General features: G+C 71.7%; 21 protein-coding genes. 10 read left to right on the forward strand and 11 right to left on the reverse strand.

Annotated elements, in window-relative coordinates:
* Positions 1–12: 12 nt before the first annotated feature.
* From DCW30_RS13290 to DCW30_RS13310, 5 genes are all read right to left on the reverse strand, one after another.
* Entirely contained in the window at positions 13–1,608 is a 1,596-nt protein-coding gene (locus tag DCW30_RS13290; protein ID WP_076687355.1) for an ABC transporter substrate-binding protein, read from the reverse strand.
* Positions 1,609–1,737: 129 nt separating this feature from the next.
* Positions 1,738–2,829 carry an acyl-CoA dehydrogenase family protein gene (locus DCW30_RS13295; protein ID WP_076687354.1) on the reverse strand — a complete coding sequence of 364 codons (1,092 nt, stop codon included), beginning with the start codon at positions 2,827–2,829 and terminating at the stop codon, positions 1,738–1,740.
* Entirely contained in the window at positions 2,826–4,013 is a 1,188-nt protein-coding gene (locus DCW30_RS13300) for an acyl-CoA dehydrogenase family protein (protein WP_076687353.1), read from the reverse strand. The genes DCW30_RS13295 and DCW30_RS13300 overlap by 4 nt, the downstream gene beginning before the upstream one ends.
* The gene (locus DCW30_RS13305) at positions 4,010–4,978 is read right to left on the reverse strand and encodes an NADPH:quinone oxidoreductase family protein (RefSeq protein WP_076687352.1); all 969 of its coding nucleotides are present in this window, start codon (positions 4,976–4,978) and stop codon (positions 4,010–4,012) included. Before DCW30_RS13305 ends, DCW30_RS13300 begins: the two co-directional genes overlap by 4 nt.
* Before the next feature lie 73 nt (positions 4,979–5,051).
* Positions 5,052–5,687 carry a helix-turn-helix domain-containing protein gene (locus tag DCW30_RS13310; protein ID WP_076687351.1) on the reverse strand — a complete coding sequence of 212 codons (636 nt, stop codon included), beginning with the start codon at positions 5,685–5,687 and terminating at the stop codon, positions 5,052–5,054.
* Between the two features lie 91 nt (positions 5,688–5,778).
* Between DCW30_RS13310 and DCW30_RS13315 the strand changes: the two genes are divergently transcribed.
* Positions 5,779–6,873: an NAD(P)/FAD-dependent oxidoreductase gene (locus tag DCW30_RS13315; protein ID WP_076689596.1), complete on the forward strand. Its 1,095-nt coding sequence runs from the start codon at positions 5,779–5,781 to the stop codon at positions 6,871–6,873.
* Between the two features lie 62 nt (positions 6,874–6,935).
* Here the strand turns inward: DCW30_RS13315 and DCW30_RS13320 are convergent, their stop codons facing one another.
* Both DCW30_RS13320 and DCW30_RS13325 read right to left on the reverse strand, forming a co-directional pair.
* Positions 6,936–7,703, reverse strand: coding sequence for a PIG-L deacetylase family protein (locus tag DCW30_RS13320; RefSeq protein ID WP_076687350.1), 768 nt, complete (start codon positions 7,701–7,703; stop codon positions 6,936–6,938).
* Positions 7,704–7,750: 47 nt separating this feature from the next.
* On the reverse strand, positions 7,751–9,052 hold the full coding sequence (locus DCW30_RS13325) for an alpha/beta fold hydrolase (RefSeq protein ID WP_076687349.1): 1,302 nt from the start codon (positions 9,050–9,052) through the stop codon (positions 7,751–7,753).
* Positions 9,053–9,078: 26 nt separating this feature from the next.
* Between DCW30_RS13325 and DCW30_RS38110 the strand changes: the two genes are divergently transcribed.
* The 5 genes from DCW30_RS38110 to DCW30_RS13350 are packed head-to-tail and all read left to right on the forward strand — an operon-like array spanning position 9,079 to position 13,684.
* A complete protein-coding gene (locus DCW30_RS38110; protein WP_076687348.1) occupies positions 9,079–9,573 on the forward strand; it encodes a hypothetical protein in 495 nt (164 codons plus the stop codon).
* Complete coding sequence (locus DCW30_RS13335; RefSeq protein WP_076687347.1) at positions 9,552–10,313, forward strand: (Fe-S)-binding protein; 762 nt, start codon at positions 9,552–9,554, stop codon at positions 10,311–10,313. Before DCW30_RS38110 ends, DCW30_RS13335 begins: the two co-directional genes overlap by 22 nt.
* Positions 10,310–11,833, forward strand: coding sequence for a LutB/LldF family L-lactate oxidation iron-sulfur protein (locus DCW30_RS13340; RefSeq protein ID WP_076687346.1), 1,524 nt, complete (start codon positions 10,310–10,312; stop codon positions 11,831–11,833). Before DCW30_RS13335 ends, DCW30_RS13340 begins: the two co-directional genes overlap by 4 nt.
* Positions 11,830–12,498 carry a LutC/YkgG family protein gene (locus DCW30_RS13345; protein WP_076687345.1) on the forward strand — a complete coding sequence of 223 codons (669 nt, stop codon included), beginning with the start codon at positions 11,830–11,832 and terminating at the stop codon, positions 12,496–12,498. The genes DCW30_RS13340 and DCW30_RS13345 overlap by 4 nt, the downstream gene beginning before the upstream one ends.
* A gap of 22 nt (positions 12,499–12,520) precedes the next feature.
* Complete coding sequence (locus DCW30_RS13350; RefSeq protein WP_076687344.1) at positions 12,521–13,684, forward strand: ABC transporter ATP-binding protein; 1,164 nt, start codon at positions 12,521–12,523, stop codon at positions 13,682–13,684.
* 79 nt (positions 13,685–13,763) lie between these two features.
* Here DCW30_RS13350 and DCW30_RS13355 read toward each other — a convergent pair whose 3' ends face one another.
* From DCW30_RS13355 to DCW30_RS13370, 4 genes are all read right to left on the reverse strand, one after another.
* Positions 13,764–14,705, reverse strand: a complete 942-nt coding sequence (locus DCW30_RS13355) for an ABC transporter substrate-binding protein (RefSeq protein ID WP_205576685.1) — start codon at positions 14,703–14,705, stop codon at positions 13,764–13,766.
* 20 nt (positions 14,706–14,725) lie between these two features.
* Complete coding sequence (locus DCW30_RS13360) at positions 14,726–15,409, reverse strand: ABC transporter permease (RefSeq protein WP_062778576.1); 684 nt, start codon at positions 15,407–15,409, stop codon at positions 14,726–14,728.
* Positions 15,406–16,086 (reverse strand): ABC transporter permease, encoded by a 681-nt coding sequence (locus DCW30_RS13365; RefSeq protein ID WP_076687343.1) that lies wholly within the window; start codon positions 16,084–16,086, stop codon positions 15,406–15,408. Before DCW30_RS13365 ends, DCW30_RS13360 begins: the two co-directional genes overlap by 4 nt.
* A 105-nt stretch (positions 16,087–16,191) precedes the next feature.
* Complete coding sequence (locus DCW30_RS13370) at positions 16,192–16,749, reverse strand: EF-hand domain-containing protein (protein ID WP_062778548.1); 558 nt, start codon at positions 16,747–16,749, stop codon at positions 16,192–16,194.
* A 444-nt stretch (positions 16,750–17,193) separates the two neighbouring features.
* Between DCW30_RS13370 and DCW30_RS13375 the strand changes: the two genes are divergently transcribed.
* From DCW30_RS13375 to DCW30_RS13390, 4 genes are all read left to right on the forward strand, one after another.
* Positions 17,194–17,442, forward strand: coding sequence for a hypothetical protein (locus tag DCW30_RS13375; RefSeq protein ID WP_123985627.1), 249 nt, complete (start codon positions 17,194–17,196; stop codon positions 17,440–17,442).
* A gap of 411 nt (positions 17,443–17,853) precedes the next feature.
* Positions 17,854–19,767 carry a GMC family oxidoreductase gene (locus tag DCW30_RS13380; protein WP_103557540.1) on the forward strand — a complete coding sequence of 638 codons (1,914 nt, stop codon included), beginning with the start codon at positions 17,854–17,856 and terminating at the stop codon, positions 19,765–19,767.
* 71 nt (positions 19,768–19,838) lie between these two features.
* Positions 19,839–20,981 carry a ferritin-like domain-containing protein gene (locus tag DCW30_RS13385; protein WP_076687340.1) on the forward strand — a complete coding sequence of 381 codons (1,143 nt, stop codon included), beginning with the start codon at positions 19,839–19,841 and terminating at the stop codon, positions 20,979–20,981.
* Between the two features lie 21 nt (positions 20,982–21,002).
* On the forward strand, positions 21,003–21,551 hold the full coding sequence (locus DCW30_RS13390) for a hypothetical protein (protein ID WP_079250214.1): 549 nt from the start codon (positions 21,003–21,005) through the stop codon (positions 21,549–21,551).
* The last annotated feature ends 317 nt before the right edge of the window (positions 21,552–21,868 follow it).

The following is a 21,868-nucleotide window of genomic DNA, read 5'->3' on the forward strand; positions in this document are numbered from 1 at the left end:
CTATCGCGGAGGTCACTTCTTCGGCTGCCAGTCCTCGACGTTCCACCAGGGGCCCGACGCGAGGCCGTGGTCGTGCGGCTCGGTCTGGGTGGTGAGGTCGCCGAAGCGCTTGTCGACGACGTAGAGGTGGTCGATGTGCGTGAGGAAGGTGTAGCCGGGGTCCTTGGCCAGCTCGCGCTGGATCGTGTCGTAGGCGGCCTTGCGCTCGGCGTGGTCGCCGCTCCTGCGCGCGTCCTCCAGTGCCTCGTCGACCTTCTTGTTGTCGTAGTGCGCCATGTTGTTGAAGCCGTCGCCGGCGAGCGAGGACTTCAGGAGGGTGTACTGGTCGAAGTCGGGGTCGGCCGGGGAGCCGCCGCCGGCGAGGACGGCATCCTTGGGCATGCGCGGCTGGATGACCTCCCACGTGCCGGACTGCACCTCCACCTTGATGCCGATCTTTTTGGCGTCGGAGGCGTAGGCGAGGGCGTGTTCCTGGCGGAGCTTGTCGCCGGAGAGGTACCAGAGCGGGAACGCGGCCCGGACGCCGTCCTTCTCGCGGACGCCGTCCTTGCCGGGCTTCCAGCCGGCGTCGTCGAGGATCTTCTCGGCCTTGGCGGCGTCGAACTTCCGCTCGGTGCCCCGGGTGAACCAGGGGCTGTCGGTCGGGACGGGCCCGTAGGCCTCCTTGCCGGCGCCGTCCAGGATCGAGTCGACCATGGCCTCGCGGTCCACGCCGACGTCGAGGGCGCGGCGGACGGCGGTGTCGCCCGTGACCTTGTTGCCGGTGGGGAGCGTCACCACGCGGTAGTCGAAGGTCTTGGCGGTGTAGGTCTTCTTGTCGCCGTCGTTCTTGTACTTCTTGGCGAGGTTGGGCGGCAGGATCGCCCCGTCGAGCTCTCCGGCGTCGAGCCGGGTCGCGCGGATGTCGTCGTCCTTGATGATCGCCATGGTGAAGTTCTTCACCTTGGGCGCGCCGCCCCAGTAGTCGGGGTTGGCCTTGAAGGACAGCTTCTCGCCCTTGGACCACTTGACCAGCTCGTACGGTCCGGTGCCGATCGGCTTGGTGGTGAAGGAGCCGTTGTTGACGTCCTGCTTGCCCGCGACGTGCTCGGGGGCGATGGGCAGGACGGTGCGCTCGGCGAAGGGAGCGTAGGGGTACTTGAGCCGGAAGACGACGGTGTCGTCGCCCTTCGCCTCGACGCTCTTGACGGCGTCCAGCTCGGTCTTGGAGGCGTTGTTGGTCTTCTTGTCGAGGATCGTCTCGTACGTGAAGACGACGTCCTTGGCGGTGAACGGCTTGCCGTCGCTGAACTTGACGCCCTGGCGCAGCTTGTACGTGTAGGTCTTGCCGTCGTCGGTGACCTCGGGCAGCTCCGCGGCGAGGGCGGGCTTGAGCTTCATGTCGGCGTCGTGCGTGAGCAGACCGTCGAAGATCTTGGAGTTGCCGTCCTTGCCGTAGCCGAGGAGCGGGCTGAGCGTGTCGGGCTCGTAGGCGATGCCGACCACCGCGGAGTCCTTGGCGCCGCCCGAGCCGCCGCCGTCACCCGGCGCCGAGCAGGCGGAGGCCGCGACCGCCAGCGCGACGGCCGCCGCCGCGCCGCCCGCAGCTCGTATCGATCGGGCCCTCATGCTCCACACCCCTACTGAAGATCAACGGTTATTGCGAACAGCTCGCAATTATGCCTCACGTAAGGAGTCGATAAAACGAGCAGCCCACACGTGGTACGTGTGGGCTGCATGTGATTGGCTCGGTGGGGTTCAGGGCGCCTGGAGATCCACCAGTTCCGCGAGGGCCGCACGGTGCCGGCCCGCCGTGCCGTACGCGATCGCGTCGGCCTTGGCGCGCTTGAGGTACAGGTGGACGGGGTGCTCCCACGTCATGCCGATACCGCCGTGCAGTTGCAGCGCCTCCTCGGCGGCCCGCACGGCGGCCGGCGCCGCGTAGGCCTGGGCGAGGGCCGCCGCGAGGCCGGACTCGACGTCGCCCGTCGCCAGCGCGTCGGCGGCGTTGCGCGCCGCGGCGCGGGTGTTGACCACCTCCAGCCAGAGCTGCGCGAGCCGGTGCTTGAGGGCCTGGAAGGAGCCGACGGGCCGGTTGAACTGGTGCCGCTCCTTGACGTACCCGACCGTCTCGGTCAGGCACCACTCGGCGACGCCCAGTTGCTCGGAGGCCAAAAGCCCGGCCCCGGCCCGCAGCCCGCGGGCGACCGCGGGGCCCGCCTCCGGGGCCAGCGCGCGCGTGTGTGCCCCGTCGAAGGCGACGGCGGCGAGGGGGCGCGTCAGGTCGAGGGAGGCCGCGGGTTCGACGGTGACCCCGTCCCGCGCGGCGTCGACCGCGAAGAGCCCGGTGGCCGTGGGCACCAGGAACACGTCCGCCGTCGCCGCGTCGGCCACCGCGGTCACGCGGCCGTGCAGGACCCCGTCCCGCTCCCGCACGCCGGCGTGGTCGTCGCCGGGGGCGCCGGACAGCGGCACCGCGAGCACGCCCACCGTGCGGCCCGACGCGAGGGCGACGAGCAGTTCGCGCGCCGCCTCGCCCTCGCACGCGAGCAGCGCCTCGGTGGCGACGACCGCGCTGGTCAGATACGGGACGGGCGCCACGGCCCGGCCCAGCTCCTCCAGGACCACCGCGGCCTCGCGGTGGGTGGCGCCCTGGCCGCCCAGCTCCTCGGGGACGAGGAGGCCCGCGAGGCCCATCCCGTCGGTGAGGGCCTTCCACAGCTCGCGGTCGTGCGGCTCGGCCGTCTCGACGCGGGCGAGCACGGCCGCGGCGTCGCAGTGGTCGGTGAGCAGGTCGCGCACCGCGGAGCGCAGCGCTTCTTCCTCTTCGGAGTACAGCAGGTCGCTCATCGCGCGAGGTCCTTCCAGGCGACGTCCTTGTCGGTGCGCGGCTCGGAGGGCAGGCCGAGGACGCGCTCGGCGACGATGTTCAGCAGGACCTCGCTGGTCCCGCCCTCAATGCTGTTGCCCTTGGACCGCAGATAGCGGTAGCCCGCCTCGCGGCCCGTGAAGTCCACCAGCTCGGGCCGACGCATCGTCCAGTCGTCGTACAACAGCCCCTCCTCGCCGAGGAGTTCCACTTCCAGGCCGCTGATCTCCTGGTTCAGGCGGGCGAAGCCGAGCTTCATGCCGGAGCCCTCGGGGCCCGGCTGGCCCGCGACGAGCTGCTGGCGCAGGCGCTCGCCGGTGAGCCGCGCCACCTCGGCGTCGACCCAGAGCTTCAGCAGGCGCTGGTGCAGGTCGTGGGTGCGCAGTTCGGGGCGCTCGCGCCAGGTCCTGGCGACCGGGCCGATCATGCCGCCCTCGCGGGGGATGCGCATGCCTCCGATCGAGACCCGCTCGTTCATCAGGGTGGTCTGGGCGACCTTCCAGCCCTCGCCGACCCCGCCGAGGCGGTGCGCGTCGGGGATGCGCACGTCGGTCAGGAACACCTCGTTGAACTCGGCCTCGCCGGTGATCTGCCGCAGCGGGCGCACATCGACGCCGGGGTCGGTCATGTCGCACACGAAGTACGTGATGCCGCGGTGCTTGGGCTGCTCGGGGTCGGTGCGGGCGATGAGGATGGCCCAGCGGGCGCTGTGCGCGCTGGACGTCCACACCTTCTGGCCGTTGACGATCCAGTCGCCGCTCGCCTCGTCGCGGACGGCGCGGGTGCCGAGCGCCGCGAGGTCGGAACCGGCGCCCGGCTCGCTGAAGAGCTGGCACCACACCTCCTCGCCGGTCCACAGGGGACGCAGGAAGCGGCGCTTCTGCTCGTCGGTGCCGAAGCCGAGGACGGTCGGGGCGGCCATGCCGAGGCCGATGCCGATGCGCCGCGGGTCGTTGTCGGGCGCGCCCGCGGCCTCCAGTTCGGTGTCCACGACGGCTTGCAGGGAGCGCGGCGCGCCGAGACCGCCGAGACCCTCGGGGTAGTGCACCCAGGCGAGTCCGGCGTCGAAGCGTGCCCGCAGGAAGTCGCCGCGCCCGGTGCTCGCGGGCGGGTGCGCGGCGAGGAACTCCCGGGTCAGTTCGCGCAGTCGGTTCGCGTCGGTCATGCGGCACCCCCGTGCGGAAGGACGATCACGCGTCCGGTGGTGAGGCCGTCGGCGACGCGCTGCACCGCCGCGGCGGCGCCGCCCATCGGCACGCGCTCGCTCACCAGCGGCTTGATGGCACCCTTGGCGGCCAGCTCGGTCAGCGCCTCGTGGCAGCGCGCGACCGACGCGGGGTCCTTGGTGTTGTACAGGCCCCAGTGCAGCCCCATGATCGAGTAGTTCTTCACCAGGGCGTGGTTCAGCGTCGGCGAGGGGATGGACCCGCTCGCGAAGCCAACCACGACGATGCGGCCCTCGAAGGCCACGCACTTGGCCGACTTGGCGTAGGCGTCGCCGCCCACGGGGTCGTAGACCACGTCCGCGCCCCGGCCGCCGGTGGCCTCCTTGACCGCGCCGACGATGTCGTCCGCGCGCCGGTCGATGACCAGGTCGCAGCCGAGCTCGCGCGCGACCCGCGCCTTCTCGGCGCCGCCGACGACACCGATGACCCTGGCGCCCGCCGCCTTGCCGAGCTGTACGGCCGCGCTGCCGACGCCGCCCGCCGCCGCGTGCACCAGGAGCGTCTCGCCCTCCTGGAGGTGCGCGCGGCGGTGCAGGCCGAACCAGCCCGTCTGGTAGCCGATGTGCAGCGCGGCGGCCTCGGCGTCGTCCAGGGCGTCGGGCGCGGGCAGCAGCGCCCGCGCGTCCGCGACGGCGTACTCGGCGAGGCCGCCGTGCGGCAGGACCGGGGTGGCGAGCACGCGCCGCCCGTCCCCGGTCTCGCCGCAGATCTCGACGCCGGGCGTGAAGGGCAGCTCGGGCCTGACCTGGTACTGGCCCCGGCAGAGCAGCGCGTCCGGGAAGTTGACGCCGGCGGCGCGGACCTTCAGGAGCACCTGCCCCTCACCGGGCCGCGGGCGGTCCGCCTCCACGAGGCGCATCACCTCGCCCGGCTCACCGTTCTCGTGCACTTGCCATGCCTGCATGCGGGGCCTCCACGGGGCTGTCGTCGACCGTGCTCCTGCGCATACTAAGCGGTCGCTTGCCCCAGGGGAACCGTCAGCGCCCCTTCTCCTGCCGCGAGGGCCGCGCCCGTACGTGCATGCGCTCACCCTGCGGTCCGAAGAGGCTGAGGAACTCGGCTCCCCCCTCGCCCGTCGCCCCGAACCAGTGCGGGACCCGCGTGTCGAACTCCGCCGCCTCACCGGGACCGAGCAGCACGTCGTGGTCGCCGAGGATCAGCCGGAGCTTTCCGGAGAGGACGTAGAGCCATTCGTAGCCCTCGTGGGTCTGCGGCTCGGGGGCGGGCGTGGTGCGGGCGGGCTCGACCACCTTGTACGCCTGGAGTCCGCCGGGCTGACGGGTGAGCGGCAGCATCGTGCGGCCGTGCCGGACGATCGGCTTGGCCCGCACCCGGGGGTCGCCCACGGGCGGGGCGCCGACCAGTTCGTCCAGGGGGACCTGGTGGGCGCGGGCGATGGGCAGCAGCAGTTCGAGGCTGGGCTTGCGGTGGCCCGACTCCAGGCGGGACAGGGTGCTGACCGAGATGCCGGTGGCCTCGGAGAGCCCGGCGAGGGTGGCGCCGCGCTCCTTGCGGATGCGGCGCAGGCGCGGGCCCACCTCGGTGAGGACCTCGTCCATCTCCTCCGACTCGACCGCCGGCTTCCCCGTGGAGCGTTCCGTGTTGTCACTCATGCCGCCATCATGGCGCACGTCTTGCCGAAACAGCAAAGGAGGTTGTCAATTTCGCAGCACGGGAGCGATGGTCTCCGTGGAGGTGGTCACCATGACCCGGAGCAACCAGAGCAACCAGAACAACCAGAGCGAGTCGTACCGCGGGGAAAGCGGTCAGCAGGCCTACGACGTCGTGGTCGTCGGCGGGGGCGCGGCGGGTCTGAGCGCGGCGCTCGTGCTCGGCCGTTCCCGCCGCCGGGTGCTCGTCGTCGACGCGGGCGAACCGCGCAACGCGCCCGCCGCCCACATGCAGGGCTTTCTGTCGCGGGACGGGATGCCGCCCGCCGAGCTCCTCGCCGAGGGGCGCAGGGAGATCCAGCGGTACGGCGTCGAGACCGTGCGGGACCGGGTGAGCGCGGTGACCCCGGACGGCCGCGGGGAGTTCGGGCTCTCCCTCGCCGGGGGCGGGACCGTGCACGCGCGCCGGGTGGTCATCGCCACCGGGCTCGTGGACGAACTGCCGGACGTGCCCGGCCTCGCCGAGCGCTGGGGGCGCGACGTGCTGCACTGCCCGTACTGCCACGGCTACGAAGTGCGGGACCAGGCCTTCGGCGTACTCGCCTCGGAGCCGTTCAACAGCCACCAGGCGCTCCTCGTCACCCAGTGGTCCAAGGACGTGACCCTCTTCCTCGACAAGGTGCGGGAGCTGCCGGACGCGGAGTGGGAGCGCCTCGCGGCCGCCGGGGTCTCGGTGGTCGAGGGCGAGGTCGCGGGTCCGGTGGTCGAGGACGACCGCCTCACCGGGGTGCGGCTCACCGACGGGCGGGTCTTCCCCCGCTCGGTGCTCTTCGTCGCCGCGAAGCCGGTGCCCCGCTCCGGCCTTCTCGACGCGCTCGGCGCGGAGACGAAGGACACCCCCTTCGGTCCCTACCCCGCGCTCGACGAGATGGGCAGGACCAGCGTCCCCGGCGTCTGGGCGGTGGGCAACGCGGCGTCGGCCATGGAACAGGTGATCAACGCGGCGAGCGCCGGCTACCGGGCCGGCGTCGTGATCAACGCCGAGCTCGTCATGGCCGACATCGACGCGGAGGCGGCCCGCCGCAGGGCGGGCGTCTTCTCTCCCGAGGGCGAGGCTGCGGTGACCCGGGCCCTGGCGGACGCCGGGGCACACGGACTCACCGACGCCGCGAGCCCCCTCCCCCGGTGAGGGGCCCGTCGAAGCGATCCGTGGAGGGGACTCGCGGAAGGGATTCGCCGCAGGCGTCCGCCTCAGCGGGCGAAGACCTCGAAGGCCACCGCGGGCCGCCCGCCGAAGCGCGACGCGAGCGCCTGGGCGTTGCCCATGAGGAACGTGCGGCAGTACTTCTCGGGGTCCTCGTCCGTCAACGCCTCGATGTACGTGCGGTGTTCGAGGAGGGAGGCCACGGACCGGTCGAGTCCGGCCGTGGCGTCCACCGCGTGCGTCGGTGTCGACGAACCCGCGACGGCCACCCAGCGCACCCCGTCCCAGGGTTCCAGGCCCCGCTCCTCGATCAGCTCGGGGAAGATCCAGCGGTTGCCCGCGTCCGCCGCGGCGTCGAGCGTGGCCCTGCCCACCGCCACGTGGTCGGGGGTGTTCCAGGCGACGCCGCCCCAGGTGTCGCGGTGGTTGAGGGTGATGACCAGCTCGGGCCGGTGTCTGCGGATGGTGGCGGCGATGTCCCTGCGCAGCGCCGTGCCGTACTCGATCACACCGTCCCTGTGGTCGAGGAATTCCACCGTCCCGACGCCGACGACGGCCGCGCTCGCCCGCTGCTCCCGCTCGCGCAGCGGTGCGCAGGTCGCCGGGTCGAGCGTGTCGATGCCCGCCTCGCCGCGCGTCGCGAGGACGTACGCGACCTCGCGCCCGCCGTCCGTCCAGCCGGCGATCGCGGCGGCGCAGCCGTACTCCAGGTCGTCGGGGTGGGCGACGACGGCCAGCGCCCGCCGCCAGTCCTCGGGCATGGGGGCGAGCTGGGCAGGCGCTGCGGCCTCGGCCGCGGTCTGTGACTCCGTCATGTCGGCAGCCTAATCAAGGGGTACGGCGACGGCCCGGCGTCCGGCGGTCAGACCTCCCCGCGGACCATCCCGATCAGTCGGCCAAGGACCTTCGGGCCGCCGACGCGCAGCCCGTCGTGCTCGAACTCGCTGGTGACCCAGGTGCGCAGGCCCCTGATCGCCTCGGCGGTGCGCAGCGAGTGCTCCGTGTCGACGTACATGTCGTCGAAGTAGACCGCCGCGGCGGCCGGGACCTCGTTCGCCGCGAGCCGCGGGAGGTCGTACAGGCGCGGCCAGTCGGTGCGCGCGGCGAGCAGCTCGGCCGTCTCGCGCAGCGGGCGCAGCGCGGGGTCGGTGTCGAACATCCAGCGCTGCACGGCCTCCCCGGTGAACCGCAGGGGCTCGTCGCCCGCCAGGGTCTTCTCCGCGTCGAACTCGGGGAACTCGGCGCGCACCCGCTCGGCGGCCCAGGCGGTGGGCCGCCCGCCCTGCCCGTAGATCGCCTCGTGCAGGACGGCGAAGAGCGGGTTGCCCGCGTACGAGAGGACGGCCCGCACGTTCTCCTGGAACGCGTCGGAGAGCACGGTGCCCGAGGGCGTGCGCACGAAGGCGTCCTCGATGAGGTAGTGCAGACGGTGGCTGCCGTCGCTCATGCCGAGCAGCATGCCGAGGGACTGGAAGGCCTCGACGGTGAGCCGGTAGCCGCCGTTCAGGACCGGCTCGTGCTCGGCGACGTACGCGGCGATGCGCCGGGCGCGCTCCACGTCCTGCGGGTAGCGGGCGTAGTGCGCGGCGGTCTTGCGGGCCATGCGGGGGTAGGCGGCGCGGTAGACGTCGTCCGCGTGGCCGTCGAGCGTGGGCAGACCGCCGGTGATCAGCGCTGCCGTGAGGCCTTCGGGGGCCGCCGAGAGGTAGTGCGTGGCGCAGAACCCGCCGAAGCTCTGTCCGAGGACGGTCCAGGGGGCGCCGCCCGTCACCTGGGAGCGGATCGCCTCGCAGTCGCGGACGATGGAGTCGGCGCGGAAGTGGGCGAGGTAGCCGGCCTGCTCGGCGGGGCCGCCGCGCAGCGGGAGCGTCTGGCGGGTGGCGGGCGTGGAGCTGCCGGTGCCGCGCTGGTCGAGGAGGAGGACGCGGAAGTCCTCCAGGGCGCGGCCGAGCCAGGACTCCCTGCCGTGGAAGCGGGTGGCCCCGAAGCCGGGGCCGCCCTGGAGGTAGACGAGCCAGGGCAGGTCGTCGGCGCCGGGGGTCGTGGGGACGACCTCGCGGGCGAAGAGTTCGATCCGCTCCCCCGCCGGATCGTCGTGGTCCAGCGGCACGCCGAAGCGGCGGTCGGTGAGGACGACTCCTGGCTGGCGGTAGCTGACGGTCACAACTGCTCCTGAGCGGGTGGGACGGGGTGACGGCCGCCCGGGGCGGCGTCACGGGGCCGCGCATCCGCGGCGACGTCACGGCGGCCGCGGATCCGCCGCCCCAGTCCAGCACACCCGCCGCGGCGCGGGACCGCCGGGCGGGGCCTTGGGGGGCGGCGGCCCGCCAGCGCGGCGCCAGCCTGGACCGTCGTACGACCGGGGGCATCGCCGAGAAGGCGTGGGAGCACCTGCCTGCCGCCGAGCTGTACGCCGCGACGGGGCGCCAGCACGCGCCCTGCACCGCCCTGCTTCAGTTCGTCGCCGCCCGGGAGGCGGGACAACTCGGCTTCGCCGAGCGGGCGTCGCTCATCCCGGACCTGCTCACGTACCGGCTGACCGATGAGCTCGGCGGCGCGGCGACTGCGGCGCGGGGACGGCGCCGGTGCGCGTCCACGCCTCCCGTGGCGCACCACGCCCGCGTACGCTGCGTCCATCCGATGATCGACGAGAGGAACCAGCGATGCGTGTCGCCCTGTTCCTGACATGTGTCAACGACACGCTCTATCCGGACACGGGCCGAGCCGTGGTGAAACTGCTGACCAGGCTGGGCGTCGAGGTCGACTTCCCGGCGGCGCAGACCTGCTGCGGGCAGGCGCACTACAACACCGGTTACCGCCACCAGGCGGAGCCGCTGGCCCGGCACTTCTCCGATGTCTTCGGGACCGACGCCTACGACGCGATCGTGACGCCGTCCGGTTCGTGTGGGGCGATGGTGCGCGAGCTGTATCCGCGTATGGGCGAGCGGGCGCGGGCCGAGGGCCGCGGTGACGGCCTCGCGCGGAGGCTGGCGCCGGTGGTTGCCAAGACGTATGAGCTGACCGAGTTCCTGGTGGACGTCCTCGGGGTCACGGACGTCGGCGCGTACTACCCGCACAAGGTCACCTACCACCCCACCTGCCACGGCCTGCGCTCCCTCGGTCTCGGCGAGCGGCCCCTGCGGCTGCTGCGGGCGGTGAAGGGGCTCGAACTCGTTTCGCTGCCCGGCGCCGAGGAGTGCTGCGGCTTCGGCGGCACCTTCGCCGTGAAGAACTCCGACGTCTCGGCGGCCATGGGCGCGGACAAGGTCCGGCACGCCGAGTCGACCGGGGCCGACGTGCTCTGCGCGGCGGACAACTCCTGCCTGATGCACATCGGCGGCACGATGACCCGGCTGCGCACGGCCGTACGCCCGGTCCACCTGGCGGAGATCCTGGCGAGCACGGAAGAGGAGCCGCTGTCATGAGCGGAGGCGCCTTCGTCGGCATGCCCGCGTTCCCGCCGTTCCCGCGGGCCGCGCACGAGGCCGTGAGGAACACGACGCTGCGGGCCAACCTCCGGCACGCCACCCACACCATCCGGGACAAGCGCGCCCGCGCCGTCGCCGAGCTGGACGACTGGGCGGAGCTGCGCGAGGCGGGAAAGCGCATCAAGGACGAGACACTGCGCCATCTCGACCGGTATCTGGAGCAGCTGGAGGAGTCGGTCGTACGGGCGGGCGGCACCGTGCACTGGGCGGCCGACGCCGCGGAGGCGAACCGCATCGTCACGGAACTGGTCAGGGCGACCGGTGAGACGGAGGTCGTCAAGGTCAAGTCCATGGCCACCCAGGAGATCGGCCTCAACGAAGCGCTGGAGGCCGAGGGCATCCACGCCTACGAGACCGACCTCGCCGAGCTGATCGTGCAGCTCGGCAAGGACCGGCCCTCGCACATCCTCGTCCCCGCCATCCACCGCAACCGCGGCGAGATCCGCGACATCTTCCGCGAGGAGATGGGCGCGTGGGGCCGCCCCGCCCCCGACGGGCTCACCGACACCCCGGCGGAGCTGGCCGACGCGGCGCGGCTGCATCTGCGCGAGAAGTTCCTGCGGGCCAAGGTCGGTGTCTCCGGGGCGAACTTCATGGTGGCGGAGACCGGGACCCTGGTCGTCGTGGAGTCGGAGGGCAACGGCCGCATGTGCCTCACGCTGCCCGAGACGCTGATCTCCGTCGTGGGCATCGAGAAGGTGGTCCCGACCTGGCGTGACCTGGAGGTGTTCCTCCAGACCCTGCCCCGCTCCTCGACGGCCGAGCGGATGAACCCGTACACGTCCATGTGGACGGGCACGTCCGACGCCCAGACGGCGGACGGCCCCCGCGCCTTCCACCTGGTCCTGCTCGACAACGGCCGCACCGACACCCTCGCCGACGAGGTGGGCCGCCAGGCCCTGCGCTGCATCCGCTGCTCGGCGTGTCTCAACGTCTGCCCGGTGTACGAGCGGGCGGGCGGGCACGCGTACGGCTCGGTGTATCCGGGGCCGATCGGCGCGATCCTCAGCCCGCAGCTGCGGGGCACGGGGAGCGAGATCGACGCCTCCCTGCCGTACGCGTCCTCACTGTGCGGCGCCTGTTATGAGGTGTGTCCGGTGGCCATCGACATCCCCGAGGTCCTGGTGCACCTGCGGGAGCGGGTGGTGCAGGGCGGCGAGGTCACCCGGCGGGGCGTGAAGGTGACGCTGAAGCCCGCCAGGGGGCATGCGGCGGAGCGCGCGGCGATGCGGGCGGCGGGGTTCGTCTTCGCCCGCCCCGGAGCGTTGCGCCTGGGCCAGCGCCTGGCGTCGCGCACCCGGCGGTTCCATCCGCGGACGCTCCCCGGCCCCGGCCGGGCGTGGAGTGCGGCCCGGGACCTGCCGAAGGTCCCCGCGGAGCCGTTCCGCGACTGGTGGGAGCGGACGCGGGGCGGGGCGGCGCAGGGCAGCGGCCGGCAGGAGGTGAGCGGGAAGTGAGCAGCAGGGACCTGATCCTGGGCCGGGTGCGCCGGGCCCTCGCGGACGTGCCGGACGCGGCGGAGGGGCCGGCGGGCGACGGCTCCGCGTACGAGGCCGCGGTGGACCGTGGATACGCGCGCGAGCACGGCGGGCGCACGCCGGAGGAGACCGTCGACCTGCTCGCGGAGAACCTGGCGGACTACCGGGCGATCGTGCACCACTGCGCGGCCGAGGAGCTGCCGGAGCTGTTGGCGCGGCTGCTCGCGGCGCGCGGCGCGCGGACCGTGCTGGCGCCGCCGGGGCTGCCCCCGCACTGGTTGCAGGCGGTCGACGCGACGCGGGTCCGGGACCGCGCCGCGAGCACCCCGCACGAACTGGACCGGGTGGACAGCGTCGTCACCGGCTGCGCGGTCGCCGTCGCCGAGACCGGCACGCTGGTCCTCGACGGTTCGGCGGACCAGGGCCGCCGCCGGATCACGCTGGTGCCGGACCATCACGTCTGTGTCGTGCGGGTGCCGGACCAGGTCGTGTCGTCCGTGCCGCTGGCACTCGGGCGGCTCGATCCGACGCGACCGCTGACCTGGATCTCGGGACCCTCCGCGACCAGTGACATCGAGTTGGACCGGGTCGAGGGAGTGCACGGGCCGCGCACTCTGGAGGTGGTGCTGATGAGCGGTGAGTGAGCGGCGCGGCTAGCGTGTGGTCATGATCCGGTTCGAGCAGGTGAGCAAGCGCTACCCGGACGGCACGACGGCCGTGGACGGTCTCTCCTTCGAGGTGGCCGAGGGCGAACTGGTCACCCTCGTGGGCCCTTCCGGCTGCGGCAAGACCACCACCATGATGATGGTCAACCGGCTCATCGAGCCCACGTCGGGCCGCATCTTCGTGGCCGGCGAGGACATCGCGGGCGTGGACCCGGTGCGCCTGCGCCGCCGGATCGGTTACGTCATCCAGCAGGTGGGGCTCTTCCCCCACCGTACGGTCCTGGACAACACGGCGACCGTGCCCGCGCTCATCGGCTGGAAGAAGGCCAGGGCCAGAGCCAGGGCGGCGGAGCTGCTCGACCTGGTGGGACTCGACCCGAAGACGTTCGGCTCCCGCTATCCCGAGCAGCTCTCCGGTGGTCAGCGCCAGCGGGTCGGGGTCGCCCGCGCGCTCGCCGCGGACCCGCCGGTCCTCCTGATGGACGAGCCGTTCGGGGCGGTGGATCCGGTGGTGCGCGAGCAGTTGCAGGACGAGTTCCTGCGGATGCAGTCGGCGGTGCGCAAGACGGTCCTGCTGGTCACACACGACATCGAGGAGGCGGTCCGGCTGGGTGACCGCATCGCCGTCTACGGACAGGGTCGCATCGAGCAGTTCGACACGCCGGGGGCGGTGCTCGGGGCGCCCGCCACCCCGTATGTCGCCGAGTTCGTCGGCGCCGACCGCGGGCTCAAGCGCCTCTCGGTGACGGAGATCCAGTCGGCCGACCTGGAGCAGCCGCCGATCGCCCGCCTCGACGAGTCCGCGGAGCAGGCCGCGGCCCGGTTGCGCGAGGAGGAGGCGCGCTGGGCCGTCGTCCTGGACGCGGACGGCGATCTGCACGGCTGGGTCGGCGTCGACGAGGTGGGCCTCGCCGGCTCCGGCGGCGCGGTCGGCGACCTGGCGCACCGCATGAACTCCTGGGTCCCGGTGGGCGCCCCGCTGAAGCAGGCGTTCGGCGTGATGCTCCAGCACGACGCGGGCTGGGTCGCGGTGCTCGACGGGGCGCGTTTCCTGGGTGTCCTGACCCCGGCGAAGCTGCACGAGGCGCTGCGCCGGTCGGTGGACGCGGACGCGCAGGGGCTCGCGCGGAGCCAGGTCGAGTTCGACTCGGTCGCGGACGCGTGAGCGATCCGCCCGGGCGGGCGGTCCTCCCGGCCCGCGGGGGCCGTCGTGATCGCGCGCACCTGGCGGGGCGCTTCTGGCGCTACAGGAGGTTCTTGCGCTCCAGGTACGTTCTCGCCACGTCCTGCGGCAGGCGGCGCCAGCTGTCGACCTGTTCGTTCAGCAAGGCGAGGTCCCGCGTGGTGAGGACGGGCGCCAGGCGGTCGAGCGCCGCGGCGACGCCCTTGCCGCCCGCGCTGGAGCGGTTGACGACGGGGACGATGTGGTCCGCGTTCTGGAGGTGCTTGTCGTCCTCCAGGAGCACCAGGCCGAAGTCGTCGAGGGTCGCGTCCGTGGAGGTGGTGAGGACCATCTGGTCCTGCCCGCTCTGGACCGCCTTCTTGGCCTGCGTCGTGCCGACGCCCTTGGGGTCGATGCCGGTGAGCCGGATGCCGTAGACCTTCTTCAGGCCCGGCGCGCAGTAGGGACGACGCACACACTCGTCGCCTGCGGCGAGCCGCACCTCCAGGCCTGATCTGCCCAGGTCGGTGAGGGTCTTCAGGCGGTGCTGCCGGGCGTGGGCGGCGGTGACGGCGAAGGCGTTCTGGTCGACCGCCTTGCCGGGGTCGAGGACGGTGAGGCCGCGGGGCGCCGCGAGGCGGCGCAGGGCCTCGATGGTCTCGTCCAGGTCCGGGGAGCCGACGGGCTCCGCGTCGGCGCCGTTCCGCTTGGCGTTCAGCCAGTCCGCGAAGGTCGCCGCGTACTCGGGGACGACGTCGATCTGGCCGGACTCCAGGGCGGGCTCGTACAGTTCGCGGTTGGCCACGGAGAGGATCTCGGTGCCGTACCCGGCCTTGTTCAGGAGCAGCGCGTACATCTGGGCGAGCAGGTCGGACTCCGTGAAGCCCGCGGAACCGACCGTGAGGTTCCTGCTGTCGCCGGGCGGCCCGGTGACCTCGCCCCGGTTCTCCAGGGACGGCCCCGAGGCGCAGCCCGCGAGGACGGCGAGCGACGCCACCGCCGCCACCGCCGCGCGGCCCCTCACCCGGCCCCGTACTCCGCCCTTCACCCGGCCCTCCTGCGCGTCCCCCGCGTCCACCCCGGCGCCAGCCGCTCGGCGGCCTCGAAGATCCCCTCGACGATCAGCGCGAACCCGGCCACGAGCACGGCGCCCGCCACGACCTGCGGCGTGCTCGCCAGGTTGAACCCCGCCGTGATGATCCGGCCGAGCCCTCCGCCGCCCGCGAGCGCGGCGATGGTGGCGGTGGCGACGAGCTGGACGGCGGCGATGCGCACACCGCTGAGCACCAGGGGCAGGGCGAGCGGGAGCTCGACCTTCCACAGCATCTGCCGCCCGGTCATGCCCATGCCCCGGGCCGCCCGCACGATGCTGCGGTCGACGCCGCGCATGCCGACGTAGGCGTTGGTGAGCAGCGGCGGCACGGCGAAGAGGACGAGGGCGACGACGGTCGGCCCGTCCCCCCAGGTGCCGATGGGGGTGAGGAGGAGCAGGACGAGCACGGCGAAGGTGGGCACCGCGCGCCCGACGTTGGAGATGTTCACGGCGAGCGCGCCGCCCCTGCCGAGGTGGCCGAGGACGAGCGCGACGGGCAGGGCGATCAGGCAGCTGATCAGCAGGCAGACGACGGTGAGGACGAGGTGCTGGGTGAGCCGGTGCCAGACGCCGTCGTCGCCGGCCCAGTGCGCCGGGTCGCCGAGCCAGGCCCAGGCGTCGCCGAGGGTCTTCACGCGCGCACCGCCCTCGTCCATGGCGTCAGGGCCCGCTGCACACCGAGCAGGAGCAGGTCGGCGGCGACGGCGATGACGACGCAGAGCGCCGAGGCGGTGAGCACCTGCGCCTTGAAGTAGGTGTTCATGCCGGAGTAGATGAGGTTGCCGAGGCCTCCGAAGCCGACGATGGCTCCGACGGTGACGAGGGAGACGGCGGAGACCATGGCGATGCGGACTCCGGCCATGGCGGCGGGCAGGGCCAGCGGCAGCTCGACGGTGAGCAGGAGCCGGATCGGGCCGTACCCCAGGCCGCGCGCGGCCTGCCGGGTCTCCTCGGGGACGGCGCGCAGCCCGGCGAGGATGTTCCGTACGAGCAGGGTGAGGGAGTAGAGGACGAGCCCGGCGACGACGAGCGGCGCGGAGAGCCCGTACACCGGGAGCAGCAGCGAGAACATCGCGAGCGAGGGGATCGTGTAGAGCACCGTGGTGAGCGCGAGGACGGGGCCCGCGGCCCAGCCGAAGCGGCGGGCGAGGACGGCGAGGGGCAGGGCGACGGCGAGCGCGATCAGCACGGAGACGGACGTGAGCTGCAGATGCTGCACGACCGCGTCGACGAGGATCTGGCGGCGGGTGCTCAGATAGTCGCCGCAGATCCACTCGTTGCGCGCGAGGCAGTCGTCGGGTGGCCCGGTCATCCGGCTCATCCGGCCATTCAAGGCCGGAGCGGCGGGTGGCGGCGCGCTGGAGTGACCCGTACGGGTTCACCTGTGGCCGCTCGCCCCGGCCGCGCCGGTGTGGCCTCAGCCCTGCGAGCGGAGCCCCATCACCAGGCTGCCGGGGGCCCGGACGTCGGCGTCCGCGTTCGTGTAGTAGTCCAGGACCGCCCGCTGCCACTCCTCCACCGTGATCCGGCCGTCCCCGTCGCGGTCCAGGGCTTCGAACGCCTCGCCGGCCATGGCCGTGGACATCCCGGACGCCACCTGGGCGCGGATGAAGTCGTCCAGGGCCACCGTGCCGGAGCCGTCGCTGTCGGCCAGCTGGACGTGCGCCTCCACGGACGGGGCGACGAGGCCGGCGATCGCGCCGATCTGCACCGCTTCCTCCAGCGTCTGGACGTAGACGTCCTCCGTCAGCTCGCCGTCGTCGTCGATCCCGGCGAGCTCGGCCAGCCGCTGCCAGTACGCCTCGGCTCCCGCCAGGACCGCGGCGGCCCGCGGGGAGCCGACCGGCTCGCCCATGCCGTCGATCAGCCGCTCGGCGCGCAGGAGGATGTCGGACCGGTCGACGACACCGTTCGCGTCGGCGTCCTCCACATGGAATCGGTGGATGTACTTGGCCCGCAGCCCGGTGTCCCGCATCAGGCGTCAACTCCCCTTTTACGACGTCAAGTGGCGTTCACCGTAATGCGCCCGGCCCGCCGCGGGGCCGGGCGACGCGGGCTCCCCCGGGTGAACCGGCCCGCTCCGCCCTCCCCCACCCGAATGGGCGACACCTGGCCGGGGCCCGGCCGCCCGACCAGCCTGGCGTGCCGACCCCGGACGAGGTCCGCGTTCTCGCCGACGGCGTCTACCGCATGACCGAACAACATGACCGCACAAGTCGAAGGCAAGACGCGAGAGCCGGTACCTCTCAAGCATCGGAAGCTCGGAGAGTTCCGCGAGGCCTCGATGCCATCGCCCGCCCGAGACGGGTCACGCCGACCCCGGACCGAGCGAGGACGGTCCGTCCAGAGTGGCCGGCGCCGGCCATCCGGTGTTCGGGCCTCCGGCTCGTGGGGAGCACCCGCCATCTCACGGAGGGGCATGTCACGCATGGCGCCGCACGGGCGGCGCCCGCCGCACGAGTATCTGCGCGAGGTCTTCGCCCTGGCGCGACTCATGCACCTGTGGCGCGCCCTCGCCGACCAGACAGAGACCTGGGCGGAACAGCGTCTGCACGCTGACGGCAGGCGATTCGCCGCAGCGGCCGAGCCCCTCACCGAGTCCCCCGTCCTCACGGCGTCCGGGCAATCAGTTCTCGACTCGTGCGTACGGTTGGCGGAGCGGGCCTGATCGAAGTTCCTCGCACGTCAACGCGAGGTCGAGGACGGCGCAGCGATTACGCCCGAACGGTGGGTTTGCCGACAGGATCCCCGCGGCGGCAGGGCGGATTGCCTGCGGCACATGCAAGCCTCGTGCCGAGGTCGTTCCCGCAATACCGAACGAAACCACCGCAGTTGGCGGCGGGACCGCCGCGGATCACGGGAATTCCTCATCAATACGTCGGGGTGCGCCGCGAGCCTGCTTGCCTTGGTTCTCCAGCCTGAACTCGGTTCCTGAGCTGGTTCTCTTCTGCCGGTGGCCGTTGCGGGTCTTCGGCAGGCATGCGATCACCATCCGTTCCGACGGCTGGTGCGATCCGTCATCGGGCCGTTCCGCCCGTGACCGGGGTGAGGTCACCCCCAGAGGCGACAAGGGGAATCAATGACGTCTTACGACGATGCAGACACGGTGATCTTCCCAGCCGGCGCCGCGACGCAGACCAGCGCCGCGGAGGCCGCGAGAGGCGAGTGGGACGCCGTTGTCGTCGGCGGCGGCATGGCGGGTTCCATCGTCGCCGACCAGCTGAGCCAGGCAGGCTACGAGGTGCTGATCCTCGAAGCCGGCCCCGGCAAGGACCTGGACCTCGCCGAGTACGAGTCGTACCTTTCGCGCTTCTACGGCGCGGTCGTCAAGGACAACCAGTCACCGTACCCGTTCAACCCCAATGCCCGGATGCCCAGGAGCACCGACACCATGCCGGTGCGTCCGGACACGCCCCGGGACGACTTCTACCTCGTGCAAGAGGACAAGTACTGCACGGACACCACCTTCACTCGGGTCCTCGGCGGCACTTCCATGCATTGGGAGGGGAAGGCGCTGCGCATGCTTCCCGAGGACTTCAACCTGAAGACCAAGTACGGCCAGGGTCTGAACTGGCCGCTCAGCTATGACGACCTGGAACCCTACTACCGGCAGGCCGAGGCCGAACTGGGCGTAGCCGCCGAAGTCGAGGACCAGGCATATCTGGGGATGCATTTCCCGCAGGGGTACGTGTTCCCGATGCACCGCATGCCGCCGTCCTATCTCGACCAGACGGTCGCCCGGGGGGTGGACGGCATGCGGGTCAACCTGGCGGACGACGATTACACCCTCCAGGTGCGCAGCTTTCCGCAGGCCCGCAACGGCGTGCCGAACGCCGCGTACGACGGCGGCAAGGGCTTCGTCCCGGTCGGCGCGGTGAGCACGAGCCAGGTGGAAGAGGGCGAGCGCTGTCAGGGCAACACCAACTGCGTCCCGATCTGCCCCGTGCAGGCCAAGTACCACGCGGGAAAGACGCTGGCCAAGGCGCTCCGCAAGGGCAACGTCAAGATCGTGACGCAGGCCGTCGCGTCCAAGGTCGAGATCGACGAGCAGGACCGACGGGTGACCGGGATCACCGTCAAGAACTACCAGTCGCTCGCATCCGACAGTTACGAGACGTACACGGTGAAGGGGACCGTCTACATTCTCTGCGCGCACGCCATCGAGAACGCCCGGCTCATGCTGGCCTCCGACATGCAGCGCATGAGCCGCAGCAAGCTGATCGGCCGCAACCTGATGGACCATGCGTACCTGCTGTCCTGGGGCCTGCTGCCCGAGCCGGCCGGCACGATGCGAGGCACGTCCTGCACGAGCGGGATCACCGACCTGCGCGGCGGGCGATTCCGCGGGACCCAGGCCGGGTTCGGCGTGGACATCCACAACGACGGCTGGGGGTGGGCGACCGGCTCGCCCTACACGGACCTGGTCGAGCTCGTCGACGAACGGGGCCTGCGCGGAACGGAGTTGCGCAGGACGCTCGGGAACCAGATCTCCCGGCAGCTTCTGCTGGCCTTCATGATCGACCTGCTGCCCGACAGGAGCAACACGGTCACCGTGGACGACCGGTACAAGGATGCCATCGGCAACGTGAAGCCGGTCGTGTCGCTCAAGATCCCGCCCTACACCATGCGGGGCGCAGCGTTCGCCCGCAAGCTCGCGACCGACATCTTCGACAAGCTCGGCGCGGAGGATCGGACCACGTACGACAAGGACCGCTACAGCGCCGTCGAGCACGACGGCCAGTGGTACAACATCGTGGGCGGCAACCACCTCGCGGGCACCCACATCATGGGTACCGACCCGGTGAACTCGGTGGTCGACCACACCCAGCAGTCGTGGGACCACGACAACCTCTACCTCGTCGGACCCGGCAGCCTGCCTTCGATCGGGACGTCCAACATCAGCCTGACCATGGCGGCGCTCGCCTTCCGCAGTTCGACCCACATCGTCAGGCACCTGCGTGCCGCGAAGGCGCCGGCCACCATCCGCAGCTAGCCGGCCAACACATCGGCGGGGCGGACTCGACACCGGTCACCGCCACCGCCATCGTCCACGATTGGGGGAACATGTCCGTTCCAGCATCGGAGCCGTCCCAGGGCTCCAGGATTCAGACCATCGATGAGCTACACGAGTACCTCTACAAGGGACTCCAGCTGGAGCATGCGACGCTCCCGCCCTACCTGACCGCCCTCTACTCGCTGCAGCCGGGAAAGAACGCGGATGCCTGGCACGTCATCAGGGTCGTGGCCGTCGAGGAGATGCTGCACCTCACCCTGGTCGCGAACGTCATGAACGCCGTGGGCGGGACACCGGACCTGACCAAGCCCGACTTCGTGCCGAACTATCCGACGCACCTGCCGTGTGGCCCCGATTACTTCAAGGTGCATCTCCGGCCCTTCTCGCGCGAGGCTCTCGACACGTTCCTGAAGATCGAGAAGCCCGCACAGGCGGCCGGCGAGGAAGACAGGTTCGTACCGATGGACTGGGCGGCCGTGGGACTGACGGCCGACGGCGCGGCGCCGACCCAGGAGAAGCTGGCGGAACTCACGGAGTCGGCAAGCGTCCTCGGCCTCGTTCCAGGAGAGCCCACCCAGCGTTTCCTGAGCATCGGTGAGTTCTACGAGGAGATCATCCGCGGCGTCAACCACTTGGAGGACCAGGCCCGTAGGGCAGGGACGACCATCTTCACCGGCGATCCCGCTCGCCAGGTGACCCCGGAGTACTTCTACTCCGGTGGCGGCGACGTGATCAAGGTGACCGGACGCGACACCGCAGTCGCGGCGCTCACCCTCGTCGCGGAACAGGGCGAAGGACTGTACGGCGGCATCTTCGACAGCCAGGATGAGATCGCCCACTACTACAGGTTCCAGCAACTGGAGAAGGGGCGGTACTACCAGAAGGGCGATGATCCGGGCGAGCCTTCCGGCCCGGATCTGCACGTCGACTGGGGTGCCGTCTATCCGGTGAAGCCGGACATCAAGCTGGCGGACCTCGCGGGAGACCCGCACATCCTGGCGGCGGCCAAAGAATTCAACCGGTCCTACGCCACCTTCCTGACCAGTCTCAATCTGGCCTACAACGGTCAGCCCGCCCTGCTGCTCAAGGCGGTCTGGGAGATGTTCCGCATCCGCGACAGCATGAACCGGCTCATCCGCAACCCGCTCACAGGGCATCCGGGGGCGAACGCCGGCCCGACATTCGAGCTCTAGACCGTCGAAGGAGGCGGCATCGTGACGCAAGGAACGACCACAGAAGAGAAGCTACGCGAATTCGTGACGTTCTCTGCCACCGTGACCGGGTTCAGCGAGTTCGACCTATGGGGAACCGGTCAGGCGGAGGCGTACTACGAAACGGTCGTACACCAAGAAGGGCCGGACGCGATTCAGCGAGTGATCTCTTCCGATCCCGCTGTAACCCCCGCCGATCCCGTCGTCAAAAGCATCATCAAGCTCTGGTACGTCGGTGTCTGGTACGGCCCGGAACTGGCGGGACGCGTGGATGTGGCGGCCTGGACTGCACCCGGACGGAGCGGAGCGAAGCCCGCTGTCCCGGATGACAGCCAGCCCGGGCCGAGCCTGGCCAGGCGGGCCGTGTCCGGGTCGCACCAGGCTGGAGCAGGCGGCGCGCACGGCGGAGGCGGACGCACACCCCCGTTCGTCGTCTCCCCCGAGGCCTACACCGAGGGACTGCTGTGGCGGGCGATCGGCGCCCACCCGGCCGGCTCGAAGGCGCCGGGCTACGGATCGTGGGCCAATCCGCCCGCGTCCGAGGACTGCTGACCGTTTCTGACACAACTGCTGATCACGACGCCGTCGGCCTCCCTGCTCGTAGGTCCGGGTACTCGTATGCCTCGGAGGCCTGGGTACTCGTACGTCTGGGTAGGGGAGACCGTCGGCCGCGGCCGTGGATCGCGCCGGGTGAACTGTGTCCGGCTTCGGTCCGGGCATGCCCTGACGGCGACGCCCTGGCAGCCTGGAACGAAGTCGGCGTCCGGGGCCGGCTCCACCTGCCGCTGCCGGACGAGCCGCGGTCGGAGAACCGGCTGGACCGGACCCGGGCGGTGGTCGACTCCTCGCACGTGCGGGCCGCCCGACGG

It is taken from the genome of Streptomyces alfalfae (genome assembly GCF_004127445.1).
GTDB lineage: Bacteria > Actinomycetota > Actinomycetes > Streptomycetales > Streptomycetaceae > Streptomyces > Streptomyces alfalfae.

Coding starts and splice junctions, on each gene's coding strand:
- DCW30_RS13315 (WP_076689596.1), top strand. CDS start 5,779: ATGACCCGGAGCAACCAGAGCAACCAGAACAACCAGAGCGAGTCGTAC.
- DCW30_RS13340 (WP_076687346.1), top strand. CDS start 10,310: ATGAGCGGAGGCGCCTTCGTCGGCATGCCCGCGTTCCCGCCGTTCCCG.
- DCW30_RS13375 (WP_123985627.1), top strand. CDS start 17,194: ATGTCACGCATGGCGCCGCACGGGCGGCGCCCGCCGCACGAGTATCTG.
- DCW30_RS13305 (WP_076687352.1), bottom strand. CDS start 4,978: ATGCAGGCATGGCAAGTGCACGAGAACGGTGAGCCGGGCGAGGTGATG.
- DCW30_RS13365 (WP_076687343.1), bottom strand. CDS start 16,086: ATGACCGGGCCACCCGACGACTGCCTCGCGCGCAACGAGTGGATCTGC.
- DCW30_RS13380 (WP_103557540.1), top strand. CDS start 17,854: ATGACGTCTTACGACGATGCAGACACGGTGATCTTCCCAGCCGGCGCC.
- DCW30_RS13300 (WP_076687353.1), bottom strand. CDS start 4,013: ATGACCGACGCGAACCGACTGCGCGAACTGACCCGGGAGTTCCTCGCC.
- DCW30_RS13320 (WP_076687350.1), bottom strand. CDS start 7,703: ATGACGGAGTCACAGACCGCGGCCGAGGCCGCAGCGCCTGCCCAGCTC.
- DCW30_RS13310 (WP_076687351.1), bottom strand. CDS start 5,687: ATGAGTGACAACACGGAACGCTCCACGGGGAAGCCGGCGGTCGAGTCG.
- DCW30_RS13335 (WP_076687347.1), top strand. CDS start 9,552: ATGCGTGTCGCCCTGTTCCTGACATGTGTCAACGACACGCTCTATCCG.
- DCW30_RS13290 (WP_076687355.1), bottom strand. CDS start 1,608: ATGAGGGCCCGATCGATACGAGCTGCGGGCGGCGCGGCGGCGGCCGTC.
- DCW30_RS13350 (WP_076687344.1), top strand. CDS start 12,521: ATGATCCGGTTCGAGCAGGTGAGCAAGCGCTACCCGGACGGCACGACG.
- DCW30_RS13370 (WP_062778548.1), bottom strand. CDS start 16,749: ATGCGGGACACCGGGCTGCGGGCCAAGTACATCCACCGATTCCATGTG.
- DCW30_RS13385 (WP_076687340.1), top strand. CDS start 19,839: ATGTCCGTTCCAGCATCGGAGCCGTCCCAGGGCTCCAGGATTCAGACC.
- DCW30_RS13295 (WP_076687354.1), bottom strand. CDS start 2,829: ATGAGCGACCTGCTGTACTCCGAAGAGGAAGAAGCGCTGCGCTCCGCG.